Raw genomic sequence first — 26,834 nt, 5'->3', positions numbered from 1 at the left:
CCCCGTTTCTCGAGGGAACGGACAATGGACAGGTTCACAATTGCTGAACGAGAACTCAACCTGGAGCAGGCCGAGCAGAGGATTCATGCCGAACTGGATGGCCTGGGACTCAGCGTCGACACCCGTACACTTGGCCGGCAAATCGTCGCGGTCCATGTTTCTGTCAGCACCACCGATCCACACCGTACCGCCAGAGGATCGGGTAAAGGTTACCTGCAACACGCCCGTGTCGGTGCGCTTTATGAAACCCTGGAGCATTATTTAAGTGACCGGTTCAATACTTCCGATATTCACTATGTAGCCCCGCGGTATTTTTCCAATACGCCACTATTTGCCGACGATACTGTCCTTGCACATATCGTCGAACAATCCTATGCCTTAACAGGTTGCCGAACGTATACGAGCGCTCTAAATCACACTTCATTTTTTTATCCGATCGCTCTGAGCACTCCCGGATATTCACGGCAGACGCTGGAACAAGACACAACGAACTATGGCGCACTGCAGCGTTATGCCAGTAATAGTGGAACGGCTATTGGCGCAAGTTATAACGAGGCGGTCTTGCATGCGGCCAATGAATGCATAGAGCGTGATGCACTTTCGTTGTTTCTACTGAAACACTTTTACTACGAAGTCCACCCTCCCTTGCGCCGCATCGCGCGTATGTCCCCTCAAGACGCTCTGGGTCGGCTATGGCTGGACGCCGAAACGGAGATCGGCGCCGAGATTATCCTTGTCGACATCAGCACTGAATTTCTTGCGCGAACCTTTCTGGCCTTTTCAACCGCACCTTGCGCCCAGCCACGAGTCTTCGGCACCGGTTGCTCGATCAGTGCCCGGCATGGTGCCTGGCGAGCGCTAACCGAACTGGTGCAGTTACATCACTCGGCCTCGGAGCCTGAACTGAGAGACTATCTGAGTAACGCACAACGCCATCTGACTAAATTCCCTCGCCTTTTGCGCTGCCTGCGATTCGATCTGTATCCACTGTTGAACCTGTGCGAGCAGCAAACGGTGACCTTGCCCGCTGCCCCCGATGAGCCGCCATTGGCCGAGCGGATCGGTCTTCTGGCCGAGGACCTGCACCGACATGGGCGCACGCTGGGCATTGCACAGCTTCATCAGACCGAACTCGGAACCACGCTAGTCAATGTCGTCATTCCGGGGCTGGAGCGTTTTTTCGTTGTTTCCAGCGGCAATGTGGTGATCCCGCAGGCGCGGGGGCGGCGACTGGAAAACAGGCATGGAGTGCCGGCATGAACCCTCGATTCGATACGAGCGACCCCCTTCGAGAACAACGGCTGGCTGATACCTTCGCCCATTCCTTTGCATCCCCGGCCGAACTCAATCGCTACATCGAGCCTTTGGGGCCAGGACTGCACCATCTCTTCGTTTTGCGTATTAATGACCGCGACTGGGTAGGCCGAAAAGTCCTGCAACATACTGAGCCTGACGGCTGGCACATCAACAGCCTGCTTAGGCCCTGGATGTTGCTCGGCCCGCTGGCTCAACTGCATTGGGGTAATGAAGGTGCAGTGATCTCTTTTCGAGGGGTGACCCCGCAAGAAAAGGAAACGGCTTTCCACATCGCGCAGACTCAGCCAGACAGCGAAGTCTATTTCCCGTTTCCTGCCACTGACGGCACAGGGCAGGAGTTTGTATGCCCGCCCGAATACTGGCAGTGCACCAAGTCGCTCGTCACGCAACTGGATGCCGACGAAAGTCACTTTCGCCAGCATTGTGCAGCCTTACTCAAAACGATATCGAGCGCCGGCGCAGTGATCCATGATCCGGCGTGTTCGACTGGCGAGTTCATTGCGCACCTGGCCCGCGAGCTCCCGGATCGTCGTTGTCTGGGCTCTGATCGATCAGTTTCGATGATCGAGCACGCAAAAATTCGTCATGCCACCTCATCCGCCGAGTTTTACCTGGCCGATGCCCGCAACGTCGCCTCAACCGGCGTTAAATGTGATGTTCTGATACTGCGTTTCCTCAATGCCGAAGTGATGACTCGCACCGACGCGCAGCAAACATTGCTCGATATGGCGTCGTGTGTGAACCCGGGTGGCACCCTTATCATTTTCGGCCATACGCCAGTATTGATCGCTGTTCCCTACATGGCCCAGGCATTGAAACTGGAGCTGGTTTCCAGCGTAGCGGCCCGCCCTGGGCACAAGGAATTGTTTCAGTTCTATCGGCTGAGGGTTCCCCTCTGATGGCTGCCTTCCTGAACAAAGGCTACTACCCAACCGGTGACGGCCACCATCTCTACTGGGAGCGGCACGGTACACCGGGCAGCGAACCCATATTTTTCCTGCATGGCGGGCCGGGTGGTCGCAGCACTCCCCAGCACCTTGCGTTCTTTGATCTGCGATGTTTCGACATCATTGTGTTCGACCAGCGTGGCTGCGGTCGCTCCCGTCCTCTCGGAGAGCTCCAGCACAACAATACCGGGCTATCCGTTGAAGACATCGATGCCCTGCGTCGACATTTTGGTTTTGAAAAAGTCAGCTTGCTGGGCGTTTCATGGGGAAGCTGGCTGGCCATTCAATACCAGCAGCGCTATCCCGACGTCATTCTTAAAACCACATTGGTCTCGGTGTTCATACCGTTTGCCGCGAATGTAAGCGCCTACGATAAAACCTTGAGCGAGGGTTTATCTGAAATAACCAATGGCTCCCACGGCGCCAGTGCGCGGGTTATCTACCAGATACTGAGCAAGGGTTGCGAGGTGCAACAACGTCAGGCAGCCATCCACTGGTTGCAGGCCATTTTGCAATTGAACGGGCAATCGATGCGCCTGTGCGCACTCGAAGACTTTGTCAATGAAGAAGCCGTGCGCGCCATCCGGCTGGAGTTGCATTACCACATCAATCACTACTTCTTCACACGGGCGGACGAAAGTCTCTCGGTCGACGCCAATACCGTGGTGATACAAGGCATCAGAGACACCTTCGGCATGTCCAGCGTACGTTGGCTTCGCCAGCGCCAGAACATCCGTTGTCGTCTGCTCCACGCCGGACACAACGCCTTCGAACTCCCGATACTGAAAACCGTGCAGCAGTCACTGAAACGTGAAAGTGACCGTTAACAAAAACGGCACCCGAAAGTGCCGTTCAACACTGCAGAGAGCCTGTTACTTACGCGCCGCCTCCCACGATTTCAGCAGTTCGGCATAGCTTACGGTTTCACCTTTAGGCTTCTCGTTCGCCAGTTTCGGCTTCGGTGCACCCGGTTGGTCCAACCAGTACTGCGCGTCGCGCTCGGGGTTCATTTTCGGTGCGCAGGTGGCTTGTGCTTTCGAGCGTTCCAGACGGGTCATGATCGCGTCCTGATCCTTGGCCAAACCATCCAGCGCCTGTTGCGGGGTTTTCTCGCCGCTGGCGGCTTCGGCGATGTGGCTCCACCACAGTTGCGCCAAACGCGGATAGTCCGGCACGTTGGTCCCGGTCGGGGTCCACTGCACACGGGCCGGGCTGCGATAGAACTCGACCAGACCACCGAGTTTCGGTGCCAGGTCGGTCATGGCTTGCGAGTTGATGTCCGACTCGCGGATCGGCGTCAGGCCGACGATGGTTTTCTTCAGGGATACGGTTTTCGAGGTCACGAACTGCGCGTACAGCCAGGCCGCCAGTTTTTGCTTCTCAGGCGTGGACTTCATGAAAGTCCAGGAACCCACGTCCTGATACCCGAGTTTCATGCCCTCCTCCCAGTACGGCCCGCGCGGCGACGGTGCCATGCGCCATTTCGGCGTGCCGTCGGCATTCATCACCGGCAAGCCCGGTTTGGTCATGTCGGCGGTAAACGCGGTGTACCAGAAGATCTGCTGCGCGATGTTGCCCTGGGACGGCACCGGACCGGATTCGGAGAAGGTCATGCCCGCCGCTTCCGGTGGCGCATATTTCTTCAGCCAGTCGACGTATTTGGTGGTTGCATAGACCGCCGCCGGGCCGTTGGTGTCGCCGCCGCGGGTCACGCTGGAACCGACCGGATGGCAGTCCTCGACGCGGATGCCCCACTCGTCCACCGGCAAGCCGTTGGGAATGCCCTTGTCGCCAGCGCCGGCCATGGAGAACCAGGCATCGGTAAAGCGCCAGCCCAGGGACGGGTCTTTCTTGCCGTAGTCCATGTGCCCATAGATACGCTTGCCATCGATTTCCTTGACGTCTTCGCTGAAGAATTTGGCGATGTCTTCATAGGCCGACCAGTTCACCGGGACGCCCAATTCGTAGCCGTACTTTTCCTTGAACTTGGCCTTCAACTCTGGCCGTTCGAACCAGTCGGCGCGGAACCAGTAGAGGTTGGCGAACTGCTGGTCAGGCAGCTGATAGATCTTGCCGTCCGGCGCGGTGGTGAACGAGATGCCGATGAAGTCTTTGATGTCCAGGGTCGGCGAGGTGTAGGCCTTGCCTTCGTTGGCCATCAGGTCGGTGATCGATTCGGTTTTGCCGTAGCGAAAGTGCGTGCCGATCAGGTCCGAGTCGTTGACCCAGCCGTCATAGATGTTCTTGTCCGATTGCATCTGGGTCTGCAGCTTTTCCACCACGTCGCCTTCTTGCAGCAAGTCGTGGGTCAGCTTGATCCCGGTGATCTCGGTAAAGGCTTTGGCCAGCGTTTTGGATTCATATTCGTGGGTCGCGATGGTTTCCGAAACCACCTTGATGCTCATCCCGCGAAACGGTTCGGACGCCTTGATGAACCACTTCAACTCCGCGAGCTGCTGCTCTGGGGTGAGGGTGGACGGTGTGAATTCGCTGCCAATCCATTTCTTCGCGGCGTCTTCATAGGCATCGGCCCAGGCCGCAGCGCTCAACCCGCTGAGTGCCAGCATGGCTGCCAATGAAACGCTATGTCGCAGCTTATTGTTTTTGTCGAACATAGAGACCTCCTTTTAGGGTTTCGGAGCAACTTTGCCGAGCGATTCGACTAGCCCCAACGCATCACAGCCAACAGCCACACCAGGGACAACGCGAACGCAACCCAGATGCTCCAGTCGGTGACGCCGATTACCAGCAAATGCAGGTAGGCGCTGCCGAGAAGACCTATAAACAACCGATCGCCACGGGTGGTGGCAATCGGCAACAAACCACGCCGAAGAATGCTCGGCGAACGCAGTTCCCAGGTCGTCATGCCCACCAGGATCAAGGCAATGACGCCGAAGAATGCCGCCGTAGGGCCGGTCCAACTCATCCATTCCATCATCAGCTCCTCAGACCCGGCCCAGGGCAAAGCCCTTGGCCACGTGGTTGCGAACAAACCAGATCACCAGCATGCCCGGCAGGATGGTCAACACCCCCGCTGCCGCCAGCACGCCCCAGTCGATACCGGACGCCGAGACCGTGCGGGTCATCACCGCCGCAATCGGTTTGGCGTTGACCGACGTCAGGGTTCGCGCCAGCAGCAGTTCGACCCAGGAAAACATGAAGCAGAAAAATGCCGTCACACCGATTCCGGAACCAATCAGCGGAATGAAAATCTTCACGAAGAACTTGGGGAAACTGTAGCCGTCGATGTAGGCGGTTTCGTCGATCTCCTTCGGCACGCCGGACATGAAGCCCTCAAGAATCCACACCGCCAACGGCACGTTAAACAGGCAATGAGCCAACGCGACCGCGATGTGCGTATCGAACAAACCGATCGAGGAATACAGCTGGAAGAACGGCAGCAAAAACACCGCCGGTGGTGCCATGCGGTTGGTCAGGAGCCAGAAAAACAGGTGCTTGTCACCGAGGAACCGATAGCGCGAGAACGCATACGCCGCCGGCAATGCCACGCTCAGCGAAATCACCGTGTTCAGGCTCACGTAGTACAGCGAGTTGAGGTAACCGGTGTACCAGGCCGGATCGGTGAAGATCACCTTGTAGTTGGCGAAGGTAAAATCCTGCGGAAACAACGTCAGGCCGCTGAGGATTTCGGTGTTGCTCTTGAAGGACATGTTCAGCAGCCAGTAGATCGGCACCAGCAGGAACAGGATGTAGATCACCAGCGGAATAAGCTTTCTCTTGCTCATGGCACACCTCAGCGGTTGGCGTCAGAGTGAGTCATGGCCGTATAGAACAGCCAGGACACCAACAAGATGATCAGGAAGTACACCAGTGAGAAAGCCGCCGCCGGGCCGAGGTCGAACTGCCCGATCGCCATTTGCGTTAGGGTCTGGCTCAAGAACGTCGTGGCATTCCCCGGACCGCCACCGGTCAGCACAAACGGCTCGGTGTAGATCATGAAACTGTCCATGAACCGCAACATCACCGCGATCAACAGCACGCTCTTGAGCTTGGGCAACTGGATGTGTCGGAAAACCGCCCAGGCCGATGCCCGATCAATCCGCGCCGCCTGGTAGTACACGTCCGGAATCGCCCGCAGCCCCGAGAAACACAACAGCGCCACCAACGACGTCCAGTGCCAGACGTCCATCACCAGCACCGTGACCCAAGCGTCCATGGTGTTGGCCGCGTAGTTGTAGTTCAGGCCCATGGCCTTGAGGCTGGCGCCGAGCAATCCAATGTCCGCCCGACCGAAGATCTGCCAGATGGTGCCGACCACGTTCCACGGAATCAGCAACGGAATCGCCAGAATGATCAGCACCAGCGACGACCAACGACCCTTGGTCGGCATGGTCAGGGCGATGGCGATGCCCAGCGGGATTTCGATCAGCAGCACACAGCCGGAGTAGATGAACTGGCGCAGTAAAGAGTCATGCAGGCGCGGATCGAGCAGCACTTGCTTGTACCAGTCGGCGCCGACGAAGTAGCGGCTGGACTGGTCGAAGATGTCCTGCACCGAGTAGTTGACCACCGTCATCATCGGGATCACCGCACTGAACGCCACCAGCAAAAACACCGGCAACACCAGCCACCAGGCCTTGTTGTTCTGCACCTTGTTCATGGCTACGTCTCCAGGAGATATTCGTCGGCATACACCATCAACCATTGAGCCGGGAAGCTGATGTAGGCGGTTCCCTCAGGCACTGGCTTGTCTTCGGCCAGGCGCACTTTCAAAGGGGCGCCGTCGAGGTTCAGGGTCATGATCTTGTAGGTGCCAAGGTCTTCGACGTGTACGACCGGTGCCTGCATCGCCTCATCAAACGGCTCGTCCCACACGTGCACGAACTCTGGACGGATGCCGACCTTCAGGGTTTTCCACTCGGACTCGGCGATGCGTTTCTGTTGAGCATCGGAAAGTGGCAAACGAGTCGAGGCGAAACCGACACCGCCTGGCTGCAGCTGAACCTCGATCAGATTCATCCCCGGACTACCGATGAAATAGCCGACAAAGGTGTGGCTCGGCCGCTCGAACAGTTCTCTCGGCGTACCGAATTGCACAATCTGCCCGCCATACATCACCGCGATCTTGTCGGCGAAGGTCGAGGCTTCGAGCTGATCGTGGGTGACGTAGACCATGGTGATGTTGAACTGCTCGTGGATCTGCTTGAGCTTGCGCCTCAGCTTCCACTTCAGGTGCGGGTCGATCACGGTCAGCGGCTCATCGAACAGGATCGCCGACACGTCATCGCGCACCAGCCCACGGCCCATGGAGACTTTCTGTTTTTCATCGGCGGTAAGGTTGCGCGCCTTCTTGCTCAGCAGCGTCTGGAGGTCGAGAACTTCGGCGATTTCCTGCACCTTGCTGTGAATTTTTGCTTCTGCCATGCCCTGATTACGCAATGGGAAGGCCAGGTTGTCGAACACCGTCATGGTGTCGTAGACCACCGGAAACTGGAAAACCTGAGCGATGTTGCGCTTTTCCGGGGTCAGGTCATTAACCACTTTGCTGTCGAACAGCACCTGGCCCTGAGACGGACTGAGCAGCCCCGAAATGATGTTGAGCAAGGTCGACTTGCCGCAGCCCGAAGGCCCGAGCAGCGCATAAGCACCGCCCTGCTCCCAGACGTGGTCCATCTCGCGAATCGCATAATCCTCGGGGCCAGTCGGCGTGCGGGTGTAACTGTGGGCGAGGTGCTGCAAACGAATTTCGGCCATCAGGCAACCCTCGCGATACGTCGACCGGGCGCCTGGACCAGCCGCCCCTGCGTATCGAAGACAAACAGTTTATGGGTCGGGATATAGATGCGAATCGGCGCATCGACGTCGTATTCGTGAACGCCGGGCAAGTGCAGCACCAACAGGAAATGCTCGTTGCGCACGTGCAGGAAGGTTTCCGAACCGCTGATCTCGGCCACCTCGACGGTCACCGCCAACTCCAGGTCATCGTCGTTGCTCGGCACCAGCGAAATATGGCTGGGCCGTACGCCAAAGCGGAACTCGCCCTCGCCCACCGGCCGCAAATCGACGTTGAGCGGGAAGTGCACGAAATTGGCGAAGCTGACTTCGTTGCCGGCGATACGTCCCGGCATCAGATTGATCGGCGGCTCGGAGAATAGCTCTGCCGCCAGCACGGTTTGCGGCTGGTGATACACCTCGGAAGACTTGCCACTCTGGATCACCCGGCCTTCGTGAAGAATGGTGGTGGTGCCGCCCAGCGCCAACGCTTCGTTGGGTTCGGTGGTGGCATAGATGGCGATGGTGTGGTGGGCCTTGAACAGCTCGCGCATTTCCTGGCGCAGTTCTTCGCGCAGTTTGTAGTCGAGGTTCACCAGCGGTTCGTCGAACAGGATCAGCTCGGCATCCTTGACCAGCGCCCGGGCCATGGCCGTGCGCTGTTGCTGACCACCGGAGAGTTCGAGGGGGTGGCGCTGGAGGAATTTCTCGATGCGCAGCATCTTCGCGGTTTCCAGCACTTTGCTCTGGATCAGCTCATTGGAAACGCCGCCCTGGCGCAATGGCGAGGCGATGTTCTCGAACACCGTCATGGTCGGATAGTTGATGAACTGCTGATAAACCATCGACACGTTGCGCAAACGCACCGGGCGCTGGGTGACGTCGACGCCGTTCATCAGGATGCGGCCGCTGTCAGGCTTGTCCAGACCGGCCATCAGGCGCATGAGACTGGTTTTGCCGGACAGCGTACGCCCGAGCAAAACGTTGAAGGATCCGGCTTCGAAACTAAGGCACGCATCATCGATCCAGGTCTGGCCCTCGACGGTACGGCTGACGTGCTCCAGGGTTAATGACATGGCTCGGCCTTTTTATTATTGGAGTCAAGCGACCAGAGCTACAGAGCGACATTCGTGCCAGAAATTGCAAGCCGTTGATCCGGCTTGAGAATCCTTGAAGTGGAAGAAAAACCGAGTTCGTTGCTGAACAGAAATGAACAACCGCGACTGAACAATTGAACAACCCGGCGGTTGACAATGAACAATAGTGAACAACACTCTACACACCGTTCACGGTCCCCGTAGGAGCTGCCGAAGGCTGCGATCTTTTGATCTTGGCGCCAGTGACATTTGTGAAGATCGAGATCAAAAGATCGCAGCCTTCGGCAGCTCCTACAGGGGGCCGAGGCGAAACCAGCGTGATGCAAAACCCATAAAAACAATAAAAGCTTGCTCAGAGATCGACTGCCATGGCCGCACCCGCCTTGCCGCTCTCCCACGACGCGATCATCCAGGACTCCTGGTCCCGATGTCGCGCGTTCGGCCTCAATCATCAGAGCGCCCCGGCGTTCGATCAGTTGCCGGCCGAGGGCATTGCGCAATTGCTGGAGAGCCAGCACTCACTGGTGCAAACCACTCACCAGGAAGTCCTGCCGTACTACGAGAACATCCTCAGCAACTCCAACTGCCTGATCATGCTCGCCGACAATCAGGGCCAGGTGCTGACGTCCTGGGGCACCCAGCGTTTTATCGAGCCGAACCTGACCCGCGGTTTCAGCGCCGGTGCCAGCTGGATGGAACGCTGCAGCGGCACCAATGCGATCGGCACCGCCCTCGCCTGCGAGCAGGCGGTGCACATCGAGCACGATGAACATTTCCTCAAGGCCAACCGATTCATGACCGGTTCCGCCGCACCGATTTTCGATGCCGAGCGCAAGGTGATCGCGGTGCTGGATGTGTCCAGCGACAGCTACCTGCCGCCGTCCCACACCCTCGGCATGGTCAAGATGATGAGTCAGACCGTGGAAAACCGGCTGATCCTCAACCTGTTCCATGGCCAGCATTTCCAACTGACCTTCAACACCGGGCTGAACAACCTCGACAGCCAATGGGCCGGGCTGCTGATCTTTGACGAAACCGGCCAGGTGCTGTCTGCCAACCGCCGGGCCGACAATCTGCTGGGCATCAGCCTTTCGCGGGTCAGCGTCGAAAGCCTGTTCAAGGTCTCGCTGCTGGAGTTGCTGAACCAACCGGACGGACTGCCCTTCGCGTTGCAAACCTCAGGACGCAACCGCTTCCAGTGCCTGTTGAAGCGGCCGAAACAGGCAGTGATTCAGGCGCGAGTGTTTGTCGACCCTGCTGTGGCGACACCGGCAGCGATCAGCCTCAACACCCTGCATTTCGGTGACAGCCGCGTGGAAAAAGCCGTGCGCCAGGCCGAGCGATTGCTGGAAAAAGACATTCCGTTGTTGATCCACGGCGAAACCGGGGTCGGCAAGGAAGTCTTCGTCAAAGCCCTGCATCAGGCCAGTTCCCGGAGTAAAAAACCCTTCATTGCCGTCAACTGTGCAGCCATCCCCGCCGAACTGGTGGAGTCCGAGCTGTTTGGCTACGAAAAAGGCGCGTTCACCGGTGCCAACCAGAAAGGCAGCATCGGGCTGATCCGCAAGGCCGACAAAGGCACCCTGTTCCTTGATGAAATCGGCGATATGCCGTTGCCGACTCAGGCTCGACTGCTGCGAGTGTTGCAGGAGCGTTGCGTGCAACCGGTGGGCAGCAGCGAGTTGTTCCAGGTGGATATACGGATTATTTCGGCAACTAACCGCTCGTTGCGCGAACAGGTGCAACTCGGGCGGTTTCGTGAAGATCTCTATTACCGGATTGGTGGTTTGACCCTGGAACTGCCGCCGTTAAGAGAACGCAGTGATAAAGAGGCCCTGTTCAAACGCCTGTGGGAACAGCATCGCGAGCCGAGCCAATGGGCCGGCTTGAGCAGAGAAGTATTGGAGCTGTTCGGGCGCCACCCGTGGCCGGGGAATTTGCGCCAGGTCAGCAGCGTGATGCAGGTGGCGCTGGCCATGGCCGAGGAACAACCGGTGCGGCCGGAGCATTTACCGGATGATTTTTTTGTGGATATGGAGATGGAGCCGGTGGATTTACCGGAGCCGTTGGCAGTGGATTTGAATGATGCCGAGGATTTGAATCGGCAGTTGCAGGCGGCTGGGGGGAATATCTCCCATTTGGCCCGTCGGCTCGGGGTTAGTCGCAATACCCTCTACAAGCGATTGCGCCAGTCTGAGTGACGCGTAGGCCGCACTGCCGGTGTTCGGTTTGAGACCTTCGCGAGCAAGCCCGCTCCCACAGGGGAATTGAGTCGTACACACAACTCAAACATGGCGAAGATCCAATGTGGGAGCGGGCTTGCTCGCGAAAGCGCCTGCCCAGACACCGCTGCACTCGCGAACAAACCAAAAACAAAAACCCGCACAAGGCGGGTTTTGTCTGTAACAGAAGCAGCAATCAGTCAGCCAGACGCCAGGTCGTCCCGCCCTTCCCGTCTTCCAGCACCACTCCCATGGCGGTGAGCTGGTCGCGGATACGGTCGGACTCGGCCCAGTCTTTACCAGCACGAGCTGCCAGACGCGCGGCAATCAACGCATCAACCTCAGCCGCATCAACCCGCCCTTCGGCACCGGCCTGCAGGAAGTCATCGGCTTCAAGCTGCAACACACCCAGCACGCTCGCGAGTTCTTTCAAACGAGCCGCCAGACCTGCTGCCGCATTGAGATCGCTCTCACGCAGACGGTTGATCTCGCGGACCATCTCAAACAACACCGCGCAAGCTTCCGGCGTGCCGAAGTCGTCGTTCATCACCTGGGTGAAGCGCTCGACAAAGGCTTCGCCGCCAGCCGGCGCCACGCTCGGCAGGCCTTTCAACGCGTGGTAGAACCGCTCGAGTGCGCCCTTGGCGTCCTTGAGGTTGTCTTCCGAGTAGTTGATCGCGCTGCGGTAGTGGCTCGACACCAGCAGGTAACGCACGACTTCCGGGTGGTACTTTTCCAGCACGTCACGAATGGTGAAGAAGTTGTTCAAGGACTTGGACATCTTCTCGCCATTGATGCGAATCATGCCGCAATGCATCCACGCGTTGGCGTAGGTCTTGCCGGTGGCCGCTTCGCTCTGGGCGATTTCGTTTTCGTGGTGCGGGAACTCAAGGTCACTGCCGCCGCCATGAATGTCGAAGGTCTCGCCGAGGCAGCAGGTGGACATCACCGAGCACTCGATGTGCCAGCCCGGACGACCGTCGCCCCACGGTGATGGCCAGCTCGGCTCGCCCGGCTTGACGCCTTTCCACAGTACGAAGTCCAGCGGGTCCTGTTTCGACTCGTCGACCTCGATCCGTGCGCCGATGCGCAGGTCTTCGATTTTCTTGCGCGACAGCTTGCCGTAGCCCATGAACTTGGCGACGCGGTAATACACGTCGCCATTGCCCGGTGCATAGGCGTAACCCTTGTCGATCAGGGTCTGGATCATGCTCAGCATGCCCGGAATATGATCGGTGGCACGCGGTTCCATGTCCGGCTTGAGGATGTTGAGGCGCGCCTCGTCCTCGTGCATTGCGGTGATCATGCGCTCGGTCAGCACGTCGAACGGCTCGCCGTTTTCCTTGGCCCGATTGATGATCTTGTCTTCGATGTCGGTGATGTTGCGCACGTAGGTCAGGTTGTAACCGCTGAACCGCAACCAGCGGGTCACCAGGTCGAACGCGACCATGCTGCGGCCATGGCCAATGTGGCAGTAGTCGTACACGGTCATCCCGCAGACGTACATGCGCACATTGTTGCCATCCAGAGGCTTGAAGACTTCTTTGCTCTTGGTGAGCGTGTTGTAGATCGAAAGCACGTTAGAGGTTCCTTGAATCACTGGCCCCACGAATCACGCAAGGTCACGGTACGGTTGAATACCGGAGCACCTGGTTTCGAGTCCTTGATATCCGCGCAGAAGTAACCTTCGCGCTCGAACTGGAAACGGTCTTCCGGCTGTGCATTGCCCAGCGAGGGTTCAGCACGACAACCGGTGAGGACTTGCAGCGAGTCAGGGTTGATGTTGTCCAGGAAACTGGCGCTGTCTTCGGCCTTCTCAGGATTGGCCGAACGGAACAGGCGATCGTACAGACGCACTTCGCACTCGACGCTGGCAGCGGCCGGCACCCAGTGCACCACGCCTTTGACCTTGCGGCCTTCAGGGTTCTTGCCCAGGGTTTCCGGGTCGTAGGAGCAACGCAGTTCGACGATGTTGCCATCGGCATCCTTGATCGCTTCGTCGGCGCGAATCACGTAGCTGCCGCGCAGACGCACTTCGCCAGCAGGTTCCAGGCGTTTGTAGCCTTTTGGCGGCTCTTCCATGAAGTCTTCACGGTCGATATAGATTTCACGGGCGAACGGCAGAACACGCACGCCCATGTCTTCTTTCGGGTGGCACGCCAGTTCAAGGTTCTCGACCTGGCCTTCCGGGTAGTTGGTGATCACGACTTTCAGCGGACGCAGCACGCACATGGCACGCGGGGCGCTGTGGTCGAGGTCGTCACGGATGCTGAATTCCAGCATGCCGAAGTCCACTACGCCGTCGGAACGGTTGGTACCGACCATTTCGCAGAAGTTGCGGATCGATTTCGGCGTGTAACCACGGCGGCGGAAGCCGGACAGCGTGGACATGCGTGGATCGTCCCAGCCATGAACGTGCTTTTCATCGACCAGTTGCTTGAGCTTGCGCTTGCTGGTGATGGTGTAGTTCAGGTTCAGACGGCTGAATTCATACTGACGCGGTTGCGCCGGCACGGGCAGGTTCTCGAGGAACCACTCGTACAGCGGACGGTGGCTTTCGAACTCCAGGGTGCAGATCGAGTGGGTGATGCCTTCGATGGCGTCCGACTGACCGTGGGTGAAGTCATAGTTCGGGTAGATGCACCACTTGTCACCGGTCTGGTGGTGATGAGCGTGGCGGATGCGATACATGATTGGGTCGCGCAGGTTCATGTTCGGCGAGGCCATGTCGATCTTGGCCCGCAGCACGCGTGCGCCGTCCTTGAATTCACCGGCCTTCATGCGGGCGAACCAGTCGAGGTTTTCTTCCACGGAACGATCGCGGAACGGGCTGTTCTTGCCCGGCTCGGTCAGGCTGCCACGGTATTCCTTGGCTTGTTCAGGGCTCAGGTCATCGACGTAGGCCTTGCCGGCCTTGATCAGCTCAACGGCCCAATCGTGCAACTGGTCGAAATACTGCGAGGCGTAGCGCACTTCACCGGACCATTCGAAGCCCAGCCATTTGACGTCGCTTTCGATCGCGTCGATGTATTCCTGGTCTTCCTTGGCCGGGTTGGTGTCGTCGAAACGCAGGTGCGTGACGCCGCCAAACTCCTGGGCCAGGCCGAAGTTCACGCAAATCGACTTGGCGTGACCGATGTGCAGGTAGCCGTTGGGCTCAGGCGGGAAACGGGTGACGATCTGCGTGTGCTTACCCGAGTCCAGGTCCGCCTGGATGATCGGGCGCAGGAAATTGACCGGCACGGCAGGGCCGGTCTTGGAATTCGAGGTAGGGTCGACAGTGGGCTTGCTCATAGGATCCTTGAACGTACAAGTGCGCGGCCAGTTGGCCAAATCAAAGCGGCTGTTAAAACAAAGGGGCTTATCATAGCCGATGCCGTCAAGTCGCTGACAGAGCAGGCCCGAAAACGGCTGCATTTAATCGGATGCAAATGAAAAACAGCCTCGAAATTCGCGCCCGGCACGCTAAACTGCGCATCTTGGCCAAAATTGGCCGGACCGGTTGAGGGCTTCAACGCCCCGAAACCCACGAATTATTAGAAAGAGTACCGATCATGACCCAAGTCAAACTGACAACAAACCATGGCGACATCGTCCTGGAACTGAACGCTGAAAAAGCCCCGATCACCGTGGCCAACTTCATCGAGTACGTCAAAGCCGGTCACTACGAAAACACTGTTTTCCACCGCGTCATCGGCAACTTCATGATCCAGGGCGGCGGTTTCGAGCCTGGCATGAAAGAAAAGAAAGACAAGCGCCCAAGCATCCAGAACGAAGCCGACAACGGCCTGCCGAACGAGAAGTACACCGTGGCCATGGCGCGCACCATGGAACCGCATTCGGCTTCCGCCCAGTTCTTCATCAACGTGGCTGACAACAGCTTCCTGAACCACAGCGCCAAGACCACTCAGGGCTGGGGCTACGCGGTATTCGCCAAAGTTGTTGCCGGTACCGACGTCGTCGACAAGATCAAAGGTGTTTCCACCACCATGAAATCCGGCCACCAGGACGTACCTGCAGAAGACGTGATCATCGAGAAAGCCGAGATCATTGAGTGATACTGCTGATTTCAGACTTACATCTGGAAGAGGAGCGCCCGGACATTACCCGGGCGTTTCTGGATTTGCTCGCCGGACGCGCCCGCTCGGCGAGTGCGTTTTACATTCTGGGCGACTTTTTCGAGGCGTGGATTGGCGACGATGCCATGACGCCCTTTCAGCGTTCCATCTGCCAGGCCCTGCGCGAACTCAGCGACAGCGGCACGGCCATTTTTCTGATGCACGGCAATCGCGACTTCATGCTCGGCCAGGCCTTCTGCAAACAGGCCGGCTGTACGTTGTTGAAAGACCCGAGTGTCGTGCAGTTTTACGGCGAGCCGGTGCTGTTGATGCACGGCGACAGCCTCTGCACCCGTGACGAGGCTTATATGAAGCTGCGTCGTTACCTGCGTAACCCCATCACCCTGTTCATCCTGCGGCACTTGCCTCTGCGGACTCGCCATAAACTGGCGCGCAAGCTGCGCAATGAAAGCCGCGCGCAAACACGGATGAAGGCGAACGACATTGTGGATGTCACGCCGGAAGAAGTGCCGCGGATCATGCAGGCCTATGGCGTGAAGACCTTGATCCATGGGCATACCCATCGCCCCGCCATTCACAAGTTGCAGATTGGCGAACAGGCGGCCAAACGTATTGTGCTGGGGGATTGGGATCGTCAGGGGTGGGCATTGCAGGTGGATGAGAGCGGGTTTGCGCTTGCTCCGTTCGACTTCGCCCCGCCGTCGCAGCTGGCAGCACCTGCAAACTGACTACCGAACTCAAAACCCTTGTGGGAGCGGGCTCGCGAAGACGGTTTAACATTCGACGAAGATGTTGAATGTCAGATCGCTTTCGCGAGCAAGCTCGCTCCCACATGGGTCCTACGCCAATATCAAATTTTCGGCCCGGCACAAATTCCCTGTGTTTGACTTAGTGACCGGAGGCAGCAGGCCCCGCCTTCGCCGCAAACGGCGGTTTCGCCAGCCACACCAACACAATCAAGCCCATGAATGCCCACCCCAGCAACGTGAAGTAATCCACGGTGGAGAGCATGTACGCCTGACTGGTCAGCACATGATCCAGTTGCGCATACGCCGGATTGCTCGCTCCGCCCAGGCTGTTCAGCGCCTCGCGGGTAGCCGGCTCATAGGTGCTGATGCTTTCGCTCATATAGGCGTGGTGCTGATCGGCCCGGCGAATCCAGATCCAGGTCGTCAACGACGCCGCAAAACTACCGCCCAAGGTCCGCAGGAACGTCGCCAGGCCCGCGCCGTCGGCGATCTGGCTTGGTGGCAGGTCCGACATCAGAATGCTCAAGGTCGGCATGAAGAACAGCGCCACGCCAATCCCCATGAACAGCTGCACCAGAGCGATGTGCTGGAAGTCCACTTCGTTGGTAAACCCGGCACGCATGAAGCAGCTCAAGCCAATCGCCAGGAACGCCAGGCCGGCCAGCAATCGCAGGTCGAATTTGTGTGCGTACTTGCCGACAAACGGCGACATCAGCACCGGCAGAATACCGATCGGCGCCACCGCCAGCCCCGCCCACGTCGCCGTGTAACCCATCTGGGTTTGCAGCCATTGCGGCAGGATCAGGTTGATCCCGAAGAACCCGGCGTAACCCAACACCAGCACAATGGTGCCGATGCGGAAATTGCGGTAAGCGAACAGCCGCAGATTGACCACCGGGTGTTTGTCGGTCATTTCCCAGATCACGAACACCGCCAGCGCTATCATTGAAATGGCCGCGCCGATGAGGATGAAGTTCGACTCGAACCAATCCAGGTCGTTACCCTTGTCGAGGATCACCTGCAACGCGCCGACGCCAATGATCAGGGTGATCAAACCGACGTAATCCATCGGCTGGTAACTGGTTTCCACCGGCCGCGCCTTGAGTTGCTGGCGCACCACCATCACCGCGAAAACACCGATCGGCACGTTGATAAAGAAGATCCACGGCCAGCTATAGCTGTCGGTAATCCAGCCGCCGAGGATGGGACCTGCAATCGGCGCCACCACCGTGACCATCGCCAGCAACGCCAGGGCCATGCCACGCCTGGCGGGTGGATAGACGGCAATCAGCAGCGTTTGAGTCATCGGGTACAGGGGACCCGCCACCAGACCTTGAAGCACCCGAAAGCCGATCAGCTCCGGCATCGAGGTCGAGATACCGCACAGAAACGAAGCCAGCACGAACAGAATCGTCGCCCAGAGAAACAGCTTCACCTCGCCGAAGCGCCGGCTGAGCCAACCGGTCAGCGGCAGCGCGATGGCGTTGCTCACGGCGAACGAGGTAATCACCCAAGTGCCCTGCTCCGAACTCACGCCCAGGTTGCCGGAAATCGTCGGCAGCGCCACGTTGGCGATGGTAGTGTCGAGCACTTGCATGAAGGTCGCCAGCGATAGGCCGATAGTGCTGAGCAACAGGCTGGGCGGCGTAAAAGAGGCGTTATTGCTCATCGCGAATCCTTTGGAACCTGATTGGCGCTGCGCCTGTTACTGACGCAGCAGCCCTTGTGGGAGCGAGCTTGCTCGCGATAGCGGTGGATCAATCAACAAAGATGTTGAATGTAAATCCGCCATCGCCAGCAAGCTCGCTCCCACAGGGTCGGTGTGATGGCGAATCAGCGCTGGACGGTTTTGCTGACCGCGGCGCTGTTGTCGTGGATCAACTGAGTGATCATCGCGTCGGCCTCGGCCAACTGACGGTCATAGACGTTGGTGCTGAACGAGGCCTTTTGCGGCGGTTGTTGCGCCAGCACCGGGCCGCTCTGGTCACGCAGGTTCACATCGACCTGAGTCGACAGGCCGACCCGCAACGGGTGCTTGGCCAGTTCTTCGGCGTTGATGTGAATCCGCACCGGCACCCGCTGGACGATTTTGATCCAGTTACCGGTGGCGTTCTGCGCCGGCAACAGGGCAAACGCGCTGCCGGTACCGGCGCCGAGGCTGTCGATGGTGCCGCTGAACTTCACGTCGCTGCCGTAGAGGTCGGCTTCGATGTCCACTGGCTGCCCGATGCGCATGTCACGCAGTTGGGTTTCCTTGAAGTTGGCGTCGATCCACAGCTGATCCAGCGGAATGACCGCCATCAACGCGGTGCCCGGCTGGACGCGTTGGCCCAGTTGCACGGAACGTTTGGCGACATAACCGGTGACCGGCGCGATCAAGGTGCTGCGGGAGTTGTTCAAGTACGCCTGACGCAATTGCGCGGCAGCGGACATCACGTCCGGGTGCGACGACACCACGGTGTCGTCCACCAAAGCACTGGTGGTTTTCAGTTGCTGTTTGGCGTTGGCCAAGGCGTTTTGCGCCGAGGTCAGGTCGTCGCGAGCATGGGACAGCTCTTCCTGGGAAATCGCGCCGCCAGCGGCGAGGTTCTTCCGGCGATTGAAGTTGTCCTGAGCCTTCTGCACTTCAGCCTGTTGGGCGTTGACCTGGGCTTTCATGCCGTCGACATTGCTGTACAAGCCGCGAACCTGACGCACGGTGCGGGCCAGATTGGCCTGGGCACTTTGCAGACCGACTTCGGCGTCATTCGGGTCGAAGTTGATCAGCACCTGACCTTCATGGACCAGGTCGCCATCGTCGGCACCGATGCTGACCACAGTGCCGGTGACCAACGGCGTGATTTCCACCACGTTGCCGTTCACGTAGGCATCGTCGGTGCTTTCGTTCCAGCGCCCGTAGAATTCGTGATAACCCCAGACGCCGACACCGGCGAGGATCACCACGATAGCCAGGACAATCAGCATGACTTTGCGTTTGCGCGGATTGCTCGTGTCTTGCGTGTTGTCAGGGGATTGGGCTGTATCGGCAGTGGCCATGACAAGTACCTTGAATTAGTTGTGCTGCGTGGCTGGGGTTGCGTTGGCTGCGGCCAGGGTCTCGCCCTGGAAGCCGCCTCCCAGCGCCTGCATCAGTTGGATCGACAGGTCGATCTGCTCGGCATTCAGGTTGGCCAGCTGACGCTGGGCCTGGAGCAATTGCTGCTCGATGCTGAGCACGTCCAGGTAATTGCCGATGCCGGAACCGTAACGCTCCACCACCGTGTTGTAAGAATCCTGAGCAATGTCGGTGGCGCGCTGCTGAGCGCCGATCTGCCGACCGATATCGCGCAACTGGTTGATGGTGTCGCTGACATCCCCCAGCGCTTTCACCAGGCTTTTGTTGTACTGCGCCACGGCGAGGTCGTAATCGGCGTCGCGGGAATCGAGGTCGGCACGCAAGCGTCCACCGTCGAAAATCGGCACAGAAATCGTCGGCGCAATGTTGAAGAAACGACTGGCCGAACCGAACATCGCGTCGCCCAACAATGATTCGGCACCGGCCGCCGCGCTAAGGTTCAAGTTTGGATAGAACCGGGTTTTGCCGGCATCGATGTTCTTGCTCGCCGCCTCAACCCGCCAACGGGCGGCCACCAGGTCTGGACGACGACCGAGCAACTCGGCCGGCAGCACCGATGGCAACGCGACGGCGCTGGCCTGGAGGATTTTCGGCCGGGCGATTTCGTTGCCGCGATCCGGGCCTTTACCGAGCAAGACGGCCAAGGCGATTTTCGCGCTTTGCAGGCGTTTCTCGGCGTCGATCAGGCTGGCTTCGGAGGTGGCTTCCAGACTTTCGGTTTGCTGGAACTGGTACTGACTGTCGATCCCCGAGCTCAGGCGACGCTGGCTCAGATCGAGCATTTGTTTGGTGCGTTTGAGGTCTTCACTGGCCAGGTCGTAGACGATATGCGCCTGCCCCAGATCGCTGTAGGCGCGAGCCACGTCGGCGGACAACGTCAGCTGAGCGGCCTGTTGATCGACTTCGGCAGCACGGGCCTGGCCCAGTGCGGCTTCCCAGGCATCACGCTGACCACCCCAGAGATCGAAGTTGTAATTGAAACTGGCGCCGATGTTGCGCACGGTGGAATAAGTGCCGCCCTGCCCGCTCGGGTCCTGATCCCGAGCCAGACGCGAACGGCTGACACCAGCGCTGGCATCGAGGGTTGGCATGCGGGCGGCGTCGGCGGCATAGGCGGCGGCGCTGGCCTGGTGAGCACGGGCGTCGGCGATTTGCATGTCGGGGCTATCGTGCAGGGCTTCGCGGATCAAGCCGTCGAGTTGTGGGTCGCCGAGGCTTTTCCACCAGTCGCTTTTCGGCCAGGCTGCGGGCGACAGGGTTACACCGCTGAGGGATTGCCCGGCCTTGAGGGTTTTCGCATCCAGGCTTTTGCCTTCAGTGGTCAGGCCGCTGTAGCTGGCGCAACCGGCCAGGGTCATGGCCGCCAGCACCAGGCTCAGGCCAATACGCAGGGTTTTACCGCTCATTTGTCACCTACCCGCAGCAGGGTGATCGAGTCACCGGCTGCCACCAAAATTTTCTTCAGGATCTGTTCGAGGGTTTGCAACTCCTCTGGGGTGATCGCGCCAGCCAGTTCATTCATGGCGTCGGCGCCGATCTCCGGCAGGCGGTCAGTCAACTGCTGGCCTTGCTCGGTCAGCACCAGCTGAACCTGACGGCGGTCCGCCTCGGAGCGTTGGCGGGCGAGGAAGCCTTTCTGTTCCAGACGATCGAGCATGCGGGTCATCGAACCGCTATCCAGCGACAGGTGACGGCACAGCTCGGCCGGGGTATCGACGCCGAACTGGGCCATGATGATCAACACTTTGAACTGCGCGGCGGTGATGCCGTGGGGTTCCATGTGCGTGTCGATGATCCGGTCCTTGAGCAGCGCAGCGCGCCCGAGCAAGAGGCCGAGATGGCAAGTGTGGAATGCGTCTGGGGTGAAATGTTTCATCTGACCACCAATTAGCTGCCTAGGCAGAGAATGTATGACGAGATGTTACTGCCTAGGCAGCGAATGTCAACGTAATAGTTAGGTTGCTTGCTATTTAGTTCATAAATGGCGATGGATTATGCAGTGACCGATCTGACGCCATCGCGAGCAAGCTCGCTCCCACAGGGATCACACTGAACCTTGTGGGAGCGAGCTTGCTCGCGATGGGAGCGACTCGGTTTTTGGAAGAGAGGGAGTTTAAAAGTCCCGCTTGTAGAAGATGTCCAATGAACTGGCCACGCCGCCCGCCGCTTCGAGGTAGACCTTCTTGCTTAGCTTGTAACGCAAGGCGATGGTGTTGGCCGGCTCGAACACGCCAACGCCATAACGCAGGCTGAGCTTCTCGGAGATATTGCCGCTGGCCACCACGCTGGTGGCGTTGCCGCTGCCTTGGGTGTCGAGCTGGAAGTCCTGAATCCCCAGGTTCTTGGCCAACCCGCTGGTCACTCCCGAACTGCCCATCAACCCCAACCCCAGCGCGGCTTGGGCGAGCATGTTGTTGTCCTCACCGCTGGTGCTCAGCGGACGCCCCAGCACCAGATAGGACAATGCCTGTTCCTGGCTCATCGCCGGCTCGGAGAAGATCTGTGTGGTCGGCTGCTCGGCGCTGCCGGTCAGGCGAATGCCGGCGATCACGTCGTCGGTCTGGCGAATCGCTTCGATGTCCAGATACGGCTGGTCGATCGGGCCGGCAAACAGCAAACGCGCCCGGCGCACGGTCAATCGCTGACCGTAGGCACGATAACGCCCATCGTTGAGCCAGAGCTCGCCGCGGGTGTCCATGTTGTCGCCGATGTGCAAATGACCTTGCAGGTTGGCGGTCAGGCCAAACCCGGCAAAGCTGAGTTTGTCCTGCCCGACCACCACATCGATGTCCATCGCCATGGCCATCGGCGGTTTGCCCTCTTCGGTCTGCTGGCCGACGATCACCGTGTCATCGGACACCTTGACCGTCGATGGTGGCAACTCGCGCACGGTGATCTCGCCTTTTGGCACCAGCACCTTGCCGGCGATCGCCAGTTTGTCGTCCTTCATCGAAATCTTCAGGTCCGGCGCCATTTCCAGTTTTGCGTAGGGCTCGACGGTGACGGGCAATTGCGTGCCTTTGAGCGCCAGATCCACCACCAGCGCCTGACCCCAGGCAATGTTGCCATTCAGGCTACCCTGCCCGGTCTTGCCACTTTTCCAGCCGCCGTTCAATTGCACGGTTTCGCCAGCGATCACGGCTTGAAGTTGCAGCGCTTGGAGGTCTATCGGCAGTTCAGGCCCGGAAATCTCGCCGTCACTGAGCAACAGATTGCCGTTGACCTGCGGCGCCAGCAGCGTACCTGCGAGCGTGCCACTGCCATTCAAGCGTCCGGTCAGTTTCTCGACCATCGGCACAAACGGCCGCGCTACCGACAGGTCCAGTCCATTCAAACGGAATGAGCCGGTCAGTGGCTTGTCCTTCGGTAACGGATTGATCTGCGCCTGGAGCATAAGCTCACCGAGCTTGCCGCCGACGAAGTTGAGGTCAGTGTCGATGCGCTTGGGCGTGAGTTTGCTGTTGAGTTTCAGGGTCTGGTACGGGAAGTCCAGCCACTGGTCCTTCTCCTTGATGCGCAACGTGCCGCCGCTGGCATCGACGCTGATCTGACCGTTCGGGCCGCTGGCCGGCAGGTCCAGTTGCAGGTCGGCGTTGAGTCGTCCCTTCCAGGCGAAATCCTTGGGCAACCACTGCGCCAGGCTGTCGATCGGGAACTGTTTGAGGTGATAACGCAGCTTCGGCTCAGGCATCAGGCGCTGATCCTCACCGCACAGACTGGCCGGGCCGGACGTCCAGCAATGAGCGCCAAAATTGATCTTGCCGTCCGCCAGCCGTTCAAGCTTTGCCGGGCCTTGCAGCTTCCAGTCTTGACCGCCGGCCTGGATATCGCCACTGGCCAGGTGCCCACGCCAATTGCCTTGGTCCAGATTGCCGTCGAGGCCGAGCGCGAGTTTCAGCTTCGGCCCTTGCAGGTCGAGGGTGAGTTTCTGGTTTTTGATATCGCCCTGGCCGCTGGCGGTCAGTGTGCCCAGCGACGTCTCACCGGCCTGAATGCCGCTGCCCTTGAGGTCGATTTTGGCCCGTTGCGCGCTGTTGAGCGTCGCGTCCAGGTTCAGGCTTTGCAGGCGATTATCTTCGAAGGCCAGTTGCGTGCCTTGCAGTCCGAGCTTGCCTTGCGGCGCCTTGAGCGTCCCGGCGACATCGATGCGACCATTGAGCTGGCCGCGCAGTTGCGGCCACAGCTGGGCCAGGCGCGGCAGCTTGATATCAATCTGGCCGGCGAGCTTCTGTTGCAAGCTGCCCTTGCCGTTGATGCTGTTGTCGCCGAGGCGAATTTGCAACGCGCTGAGATTCCATTGCTCGCCACCGCCATCGGCTTTGGCCTGGATCACTGCCGGTTGGCCGCGCAGTTTGCCTTTCAGATCGAGGTCGGCAGTCAGGCTGAGTTTTTCATTCTTCATCTCGCCTTTGCTGCGCAACGGTCCGGCCAGGATGCCTGGTAATTCCGCGACCCAGTACGCCGGGTTGATCGCCGACAGGTCCAGCGCCGTGTCCCAGGCAATGCCGTCGGCGAATTGCAGGTTCAGGTGCCCTTCGGCCTTGCCCTGCCCGGCTTCGAGTTGAATTTGTTGCAGGTAGATTTTCGTCAGATCGCCGCTGAACGGGCTGGTCAGGCTGAACGCCCCGGCCGGGCCGTCGAGTGCGGCGTTGAAGTGCCCCATGTACTTGCCGTCGGTGTAGGAGACTTCACCGTTGAAGCTGCGCAACGCTACTTCTGGCTCGTCGATCAGCGGATAGAGGCGATGCCACGGGAAATCCAGCCAATCGATTTTTGCATCGGCACTCAAGCCTTTGCTCCAGTCGAGGTTGCCAGTGAGTTTTAGGCTTTGTTTATCGTTGGCCGTGAGGTCCAACCCGGCGATCTGAGCGCCATTGGCGTCGACCTTGCCTTGCAGCAACAACGCGACCGGGCCAAGTTCTGCGGGCAACGTGGCTTTGCCGAGCAACTGGTAACCGTTTTTCAGGTCGCCGTCGCCGGTGAGTTCCAGTTGGTTGAGTTGCAGAGTGTCCGGCAGATCGGCGCCGGGCTTGAAGCCGTCAGCGGTGATCCGCACCTTGGCCGGCAGGTTTTCCGCCAGCGGTTGCAGTTCGCCGGTCAATTGCCCGTTGAGGTAACCGCTGCTGTCGGCTTTCAGGTTCAGGGTTTTCAGCAGATCGCCGTCGACCTTCAAGGCCAGCGTCCAAGGCCCGATGCCGGGGGCTGGCAGGGTCAGTTTGCCTTCCGCCTTGAGCGGCCAGTTACCGCTGGGTTGCAGCAGGCCTGAAAGATTCAGGCTCAGGTCATCCCTTTGCAAATGAACGGAATCGATCTGCAAACCTTTGGCCGTCCAGTGCGCCGCCAGTTGCAAGCCCTTGAGTTCTTCGCTGCCGTTGAACATCAGGCTGCCGACCTGGACGTCGCCCAACTCGATGGCCAAGGGCAGTTTCAAATCCGGGAGGCTGATCGGCCCGCTGCTTTCTTCTTCCGTACCTGGCGGAAATTGCAGGCTGACCTGATCGGCTTTCAATTGCTCGATGCACAGGGTCATGCGCGTCAGGCACAACGGCGACCAGGCGAAAATCACCTTGTTCAGCTCGACGCGGCTGGTGTCCTGCTGCCACAGCACATGGTCGGCACTCCACTGTCCACCCAGACGACCCTGGAAATTCTCGACGGTCAAACCCGGCACAAAGCCGAGCGCCCAACGACTGCCCGTCGCCGTGCCAAGCACCGTGGCCACGGTCAGGACGACCAGCATCAGCAGCGCCAGAATCGCCAGCAGCGTTATTTTCAAACCACGATTCACAGCTCAGGCCCCATGGAAAAGTGCAGTCGAATGCCGCCGTCGTCGTCCATCGCATGGGCCAGGTCGAGGCGTATCGGCCCTACCGGAGAAACCCAGCGCACACCGATGCCGACGCCGGTCTTGAGGTCCGGCAGTTCGAGGGTATTGAAGGAGTTGCCTTGGTCGATGAAGGTCGCGACCCGCCATTTTTCGGCGATGGAGTACTGATATTCAACGCTGCCGGCGACCATGTAGCGGCCACCGATGCGGTCACCTTCGGAGTTTTCCGGGGACAGGCTCTGATAGTCGTAACCGCGCACGCTCTGATCGCCACCGGCGAAGAAGCGCAACGACGGCGGTACCGATTTGTAGCCGTTGGTGGCGCTGCCGCCGACCTGCACCCGCCCGAGGAAGCGGTGTTTGTCGAAGACCGTGGTCAAGCCTTTCACCAGCGCGGTGCCGTAGACCAGATTGGTGTCCGAGCCCAAGCCTTCCTTGGCCACTTTGGTCGCGAACTCCAGACGATAGCCGTTGTGCGGGTCGATACGGTTGTCGCTTTTCAGATAGGAGTAGTTGACGCCAGGCATCAGCAACGTGCTGAGCCCTGAGTCGTCGCCGAGCCTGTATTCCTCGCGCTGCCACTTGAGCGACACCACCCGCTGCCAACCACTGGGCAGCTTGCTGTGCCACTCGGGGCCGATGGTCAGCAGTTTGCTGAGGGAGTCCTTGTCGGCGATTTCTTCGTTCTGATAACCACCCGCGAAACGCAGCTTGTCGGTCAGCGGCGGGTCCAGGGGAATGTCATAGAACACACCGACGTTCTGCCGAGGCGCCGAAACTTCGGTCTCCCACCCATAGCTGTGTCCCTGAGGGTTGACCCAGTGTCGGGTCCAGTTGGCCTTGACCCGTGGGCCGACGTCGGTGGAATAACCCAGCCCCAGACCCATGGTCCGTGGTTTGCGCGTTTCGAGTTTGACGTCTACCGGGATCACGTCGTTCTTGGACGCCGTCGGCGCCGCATCCACCCGCACGCTTTCGAAATAGCCGCTCGATTGCATGGCTTGATTGAGCTCGGCGATCAATTCGGAGTCATAAGGGGCGCCCGCCTTGAATGGCACCATGCGCCGCAGCAGGTCTTCGTCGAACGGCGAATCCCCCTCAAAACTGACCTTGCCCAGTGAATAGCGTGGGCCACTGTTATAGATCAGTTCGATGTCGGCAACGCCGGCTCGCGGGTCAACCGACAATTTCTGGCTGCTGAAGTAACCGCTGAAAAAACCGTAGCGCGAGGCCTGATTCTGAATCAGGCGCTTGGCGTCTTCGTAATGGCCATGGTTGAGCACTGCGCCGGTTTTCAGCGCATTGCTTTTGGGTACACGAAAGGATTTGAGGGAGGCGGCCGGGCCGTCGACGCGAATAGTGACGTTGCGCAAATGCACCGGCTCGCCGGGATCGATGTTCAGCACCAGGCGAGGCGTCTTGCCGCCCTTCACATCCGAGTCGATCTGCGGCTGATAATAACCCAAGGCCTGGGCGGCCTTGCGCGCCTGTTCTTCAGCGCCACGACTGAAGCGCAGCAAGGCTTCTTCGTCTCGATCGCCGAGGCTGCCGATATAGCCCTCTATATTGGCCTTCAGTTCATCGTTGGACGGTTTGATCCGAACATCCAATTCACTTTGCGCCAGCGCCGCGCAGCTGGTAATCAGCATCAGCACGCCGCTGGTAATTCTTCCTGGAAACTTCATAGGCGCGGATGCTATCACGAGCTTGGGAGCGTGATAGAGCCTGGCGTGCGATGAAAGGTCTAC

20 protein-coding genes are annotated in these 26,834 nt (G+C 59.1%); 6 read left to right on the top strand and 14 right to left on the bottom strand.

The features are described from left to right. The first annotated feature begins 24 nt into the window (after positions 1 to 24). Genes ACMXYH_RS11180 through ACMXYH_RS11170 form a run of 3 tightly spaced genes read left to right on the top strand, consistent with a single transcriptional unit; the run spans position 25 to position 3,091 of the window. Complete coding sequence (locus tag ACMXYH_RS11180; RefSeq protein WP_415767096.1) at positions 25 to 1,260, top strand: YcaO-like family protein; 1,236 nt, start codon at positions 25 to 27, stop codon at positions 1,258 to 1,260. Then, the gene (locus ACMXYH_RS11175; RefSeq protein WP_415767095.1) at positions 1,257 to 2,216 is read left to right on the top strand and encodes a class I SAM-dependent methyltransferase; all 960 of its coding nucleotides are present in this window, start codon (positions 1,257 to 1,259) and stop codon (positions 2,214 to 2,216) included. Before ACMXYH_RS11180 ends, ACMXYH_RS11175 begins: the two co-directional genes overlap by 4 nt. Then, a complete protein-coding gene (locus ACMXYH_RS11170) occupies positions 2,216 to 3,091 on the top strand; it encodes an alpha/beta fold hydrolase (protein ID WP_134422652.1) in 876 nt (291 codons plus the stop codon). Before ACMXYH_RS11175 ends, ACMXYH_RS11170 begins: the two co-directional genes overlap by 1 nt. Before the next feature lie 45 nt (positions 3,092 to 3,136). Here ACMXYH_RS11170 and ACMXYH_RS11165 read toward each other — a convergent pair whose 3' ends face one another. From ACMXYH_RS11165 to ACMXYH_RS11140, 6 genes are read right to left on the bottom strand one after another with little or no spacing between them, the layout of a single operon-like run. After that, positions 3,137 to 4,879, bottom strand: a complete 1,743-nt coding sequence (locus tag ACMXYH_RS11165; RefSeq protein ID WP_129436918.1) for an ABC transporter substrate-binding protein — start codon at positions 4,877 to 4,879, stop codon at positions 3,137 to 3,139. Positions 4,880 to 4,926: 47 nt separating this feature from the next. Continuing rightward, on the bottom strand, positions 4,927 to 5,199 hold the full coding sequence (locus ACMXYH_RS11160) for a DUF2160 domain-containing protein (RefSeq protein ID WP_309677437.1): 273 nt from the start codon (positions 5,197 to 5,199) through the stop codon (positions 4,927 to 4,929). A gap of 10 nt (positions 5,200 to 5,209) precedes the next feature. Then, positions 5,210 to 6,010 carry a carbohydrate ABC transporter permease gene (locus tag ACMXYH_RS11155; RefSeq protein ID WP_415767094.1) on the bottom strand — a complete coding sequence of 267 codons (801 nt, stop codon included), beginning with the start codon at positions 6,008 to 6,010 and terminating at the stop codon, positions 5,210 to 5,212. Between the two features lie 8 nt (positions 6,011 to 6,018). Further along, positions 6,019 to 6,885, bottom strand: a complete 867-nt coding sequence (locus ACMXYH_RS11150; protein ID WP_129436920.1) for a carbohydrate ABC transporter permease — start codon at positions 6,883 to 6,885, stop codon at positions 6,019 to 6,021. Positions 6,886 to 6,887: 2 nt separating this feature from the next. Further along, positions 6,888 to 7,979, bottom strand: coding sequence for an ABC transporter ATP-binding protein (locus tag ACMXYH_RS11145; protein ID WP_415767093.1), 1,092 nt, complete (start codon positions 7,977 to 7,979; stop codon positions 6,888 to 6,890). Further along, a complete protein-coding gene (locus ACMXYH_RS11140) occupies positions 7,979 to 9,073 on the bottom strand; it encodes an ABC transporter ATP-binding protein (RefSeq protein ID WP_008146067.1) in 1,095 nt (364 codons plus the stop codon). Before ACMXYH_RS11140 ends, ACMXYH_RS11145 begins: the two co-directional genes overlap by 1 nt. Before the next feature lie 389 nt (positions 9,074 to 9,462). On the opposite strand from ACMXYH_RS11140, the gene ACMXYH_RS11135 reads away from it, so the two are divergent. Beyond that, complete coding sequence (locus ACMXYH_RS11135) at positions 9,463 to 11,295, top strand: sigma-54-dependent Fis family transcriptional regulator (RefSeq protein WP_415767092.1); 1,833 nt, start codon at positions 9,463 to 9,465, stop codon at positions 11,293 to 11,295. A gap of 217 nt (positions 11,296 to 11,512) precedes the next feature. Here ACMXYH_RS11135 and cysS read toward each other — a convergent pair whose 3' ends face one another. Both cysS and ACMXYH_RS11125 read right to left on the bottom strand, forming a co-directional pair. Then, positions 11,513 to 12,895, bottom strand: coding sequence for a cysteine--tRNA ligase (cysS, locus tag ACMXYH_RS11130; RefSeq protein WP_415767091.1), 1,383 nt, complete (start codon positions 12,893 to 12,895; stop codon positions 11,513 to 11,515). 17 nt (positions 12,896 to 12,912) lie between these two features. After that, the gene (locus tag ACMXYH_RS11125) at positions 12,913 to 14,610 is read right to left on the bottom strand and encodes a glutamine--tRNA ligase/YqeY domain fusion protein (protein ID WP_415767090.1); all 1,698 of its coding nucleotides are present in this window, start codon (positions 14,608 to 14,610) and stop codon (positions 12,913 to 12,915) included. 260 nt (positions 14,611 to 14,870) lie between these two features. Between ACMXYH_RS11125 and ACMXYH_RS11120 the strand changes: the two genes are divergently transcribed. After that, positions 14,871 to 15,374 (top strand): peptidylprolyl isomerase, encoded by a 504-nt coding sequence (locus ACMXYH_RS11120; protein WP_033057103.1) that lies wholly within the window; start codon positions 14,871 to 14,873, stop codon positions 15,372 to 15,374. Further along, on the top strand, positions 15,371 to 16,123 hold the full coding sequence (gene lpxH / locus ACMXYH_RS11115; RefSeq protein ID WP_415767089.1) for a UDP-2,3-diacylglucosamine diphosphatase: 753 nt from the start codon (positions 15,371 to 15,373) through the stop codon (positions 16,121 to 16,123). The genes ACMXYH_RS11120 and lpxH overlap by 4 nt, the downstream gene beginning before the upstream one ends. A 160-nt stretch (positions 16,124 to 16,283) precedes the next feature. On the opposite strand, the gene ACMXYH_RS11110 is transcribed toward lpxH, so the two are convergent. The 6 genes from ACMXYH_RS11110 to ACMXYH_RS11085 all read right to left on the bottom strand — a co-directional run bounded on the left by ACMXYH_RS11110 (position 16,284) and on the right by ACMXYH_RS11085 (position 26,771). After that, positions 16,284 to 17,813 carry a DHA2 family efflux MFS transporter permease subunit gene (locus ACMXYH_RS11110; RefSeq protein WP_415767088.1) on the bottom strand — a complete coding sequence of 510 codons (1,530 nt, stop codon included), beginning with the start codon at positions 17,811 to 17,813 and terminating at the stop codon, positions 16,284 to 16,286. A gap of 164 nt (positions 17,814 to 17,977) precedes the next feature. Beyond that, positions 17,978 to 19,180, bottom strand: a complete 1,203-nt coding sequence (locus ACMXYH_RS11105) for an efflux RND transporter periplasmic adaptor subunit (RefSeq protein WP_134422666.1) — start codon at positions 19,178 to 19,180, stop codon at positions 17,978 to 17,980. Positions 19,181 to 19,195: 15 nt separating this feature from the next. After that, entirely contained in the window at positions 19,196 to 20,665 is a 1,470-nt protein-coding gene (locus ACMXYH_RS11100; RefSeq protein WP_415767087.1) for an efflux transporter outer membrane subunit, read from the bottom strand. Further along, complete coding sequence (locus ACMXYH_RS11095) at positions 20,662 to 21,135, bottom strand: MarR family winged helix-turn-helix transcriptional regulator (RefSeq protein WP_046047482.1); 474 nt, start codon at positions 21,133 to 21,135, stop codon at positions 20,662 to 20,664. The genes ACMXYH_RS11100 and ACMXYH_RS11095 overlap by 4 nt, the downstream gene beginning before the upstream one ends. 237 nt (positions 21,136 to 21,372) lie before the next feature. Then, positions 21,373 to 25,047 carry a translocation/assembly module TamB domain-containing protein gene (locus ACMXYH_RS11090; RefSeq protein WP_415767086.1) on the bottom strand — a complete coding sequence of 1,225 codons (3,675 nt, stop codon included), beginning with the start codon at positions 25,045 to 25,047 and terminating at the stop codon, positions 21,373 to 21,375. Further along, complete coding sequence (locus tag ACMXYH_RS11085) at positions 25,044 to 26,771, bottom strand: autotransporter assembly complex protein TamA (RefSeq protein ID WP_415767085.1); 1,728 nt, start codon at positions 26,769 to 26,771, stop codon at positions 25,044 to 25,046. Before ACMXYH_RS11085 ends, ACMXYH_RS11090 begins: the two co-directional genes overlap by 4 nt. Between the last annotated feature and the right edge of the window lie 63 nt (positions 26,772 to 26,834).

The sequence above is a fragment of the Pseudomonas frigoris genome, from assembly GCF_047758635.1.
Taxonomy (GTDB): Bacteria; Pseudomonadota; Gammaproteobacteria; order Pseudomonadales; family Pseudomonadaceae; genus Aquipseudomonas; species Aquipseudomonas frigoris.
The sequence above is the reverse complement of the archived record's forward strand: the minus strand, read 5'-3'. Positions and strand labels throughout refer to the sequence as shown.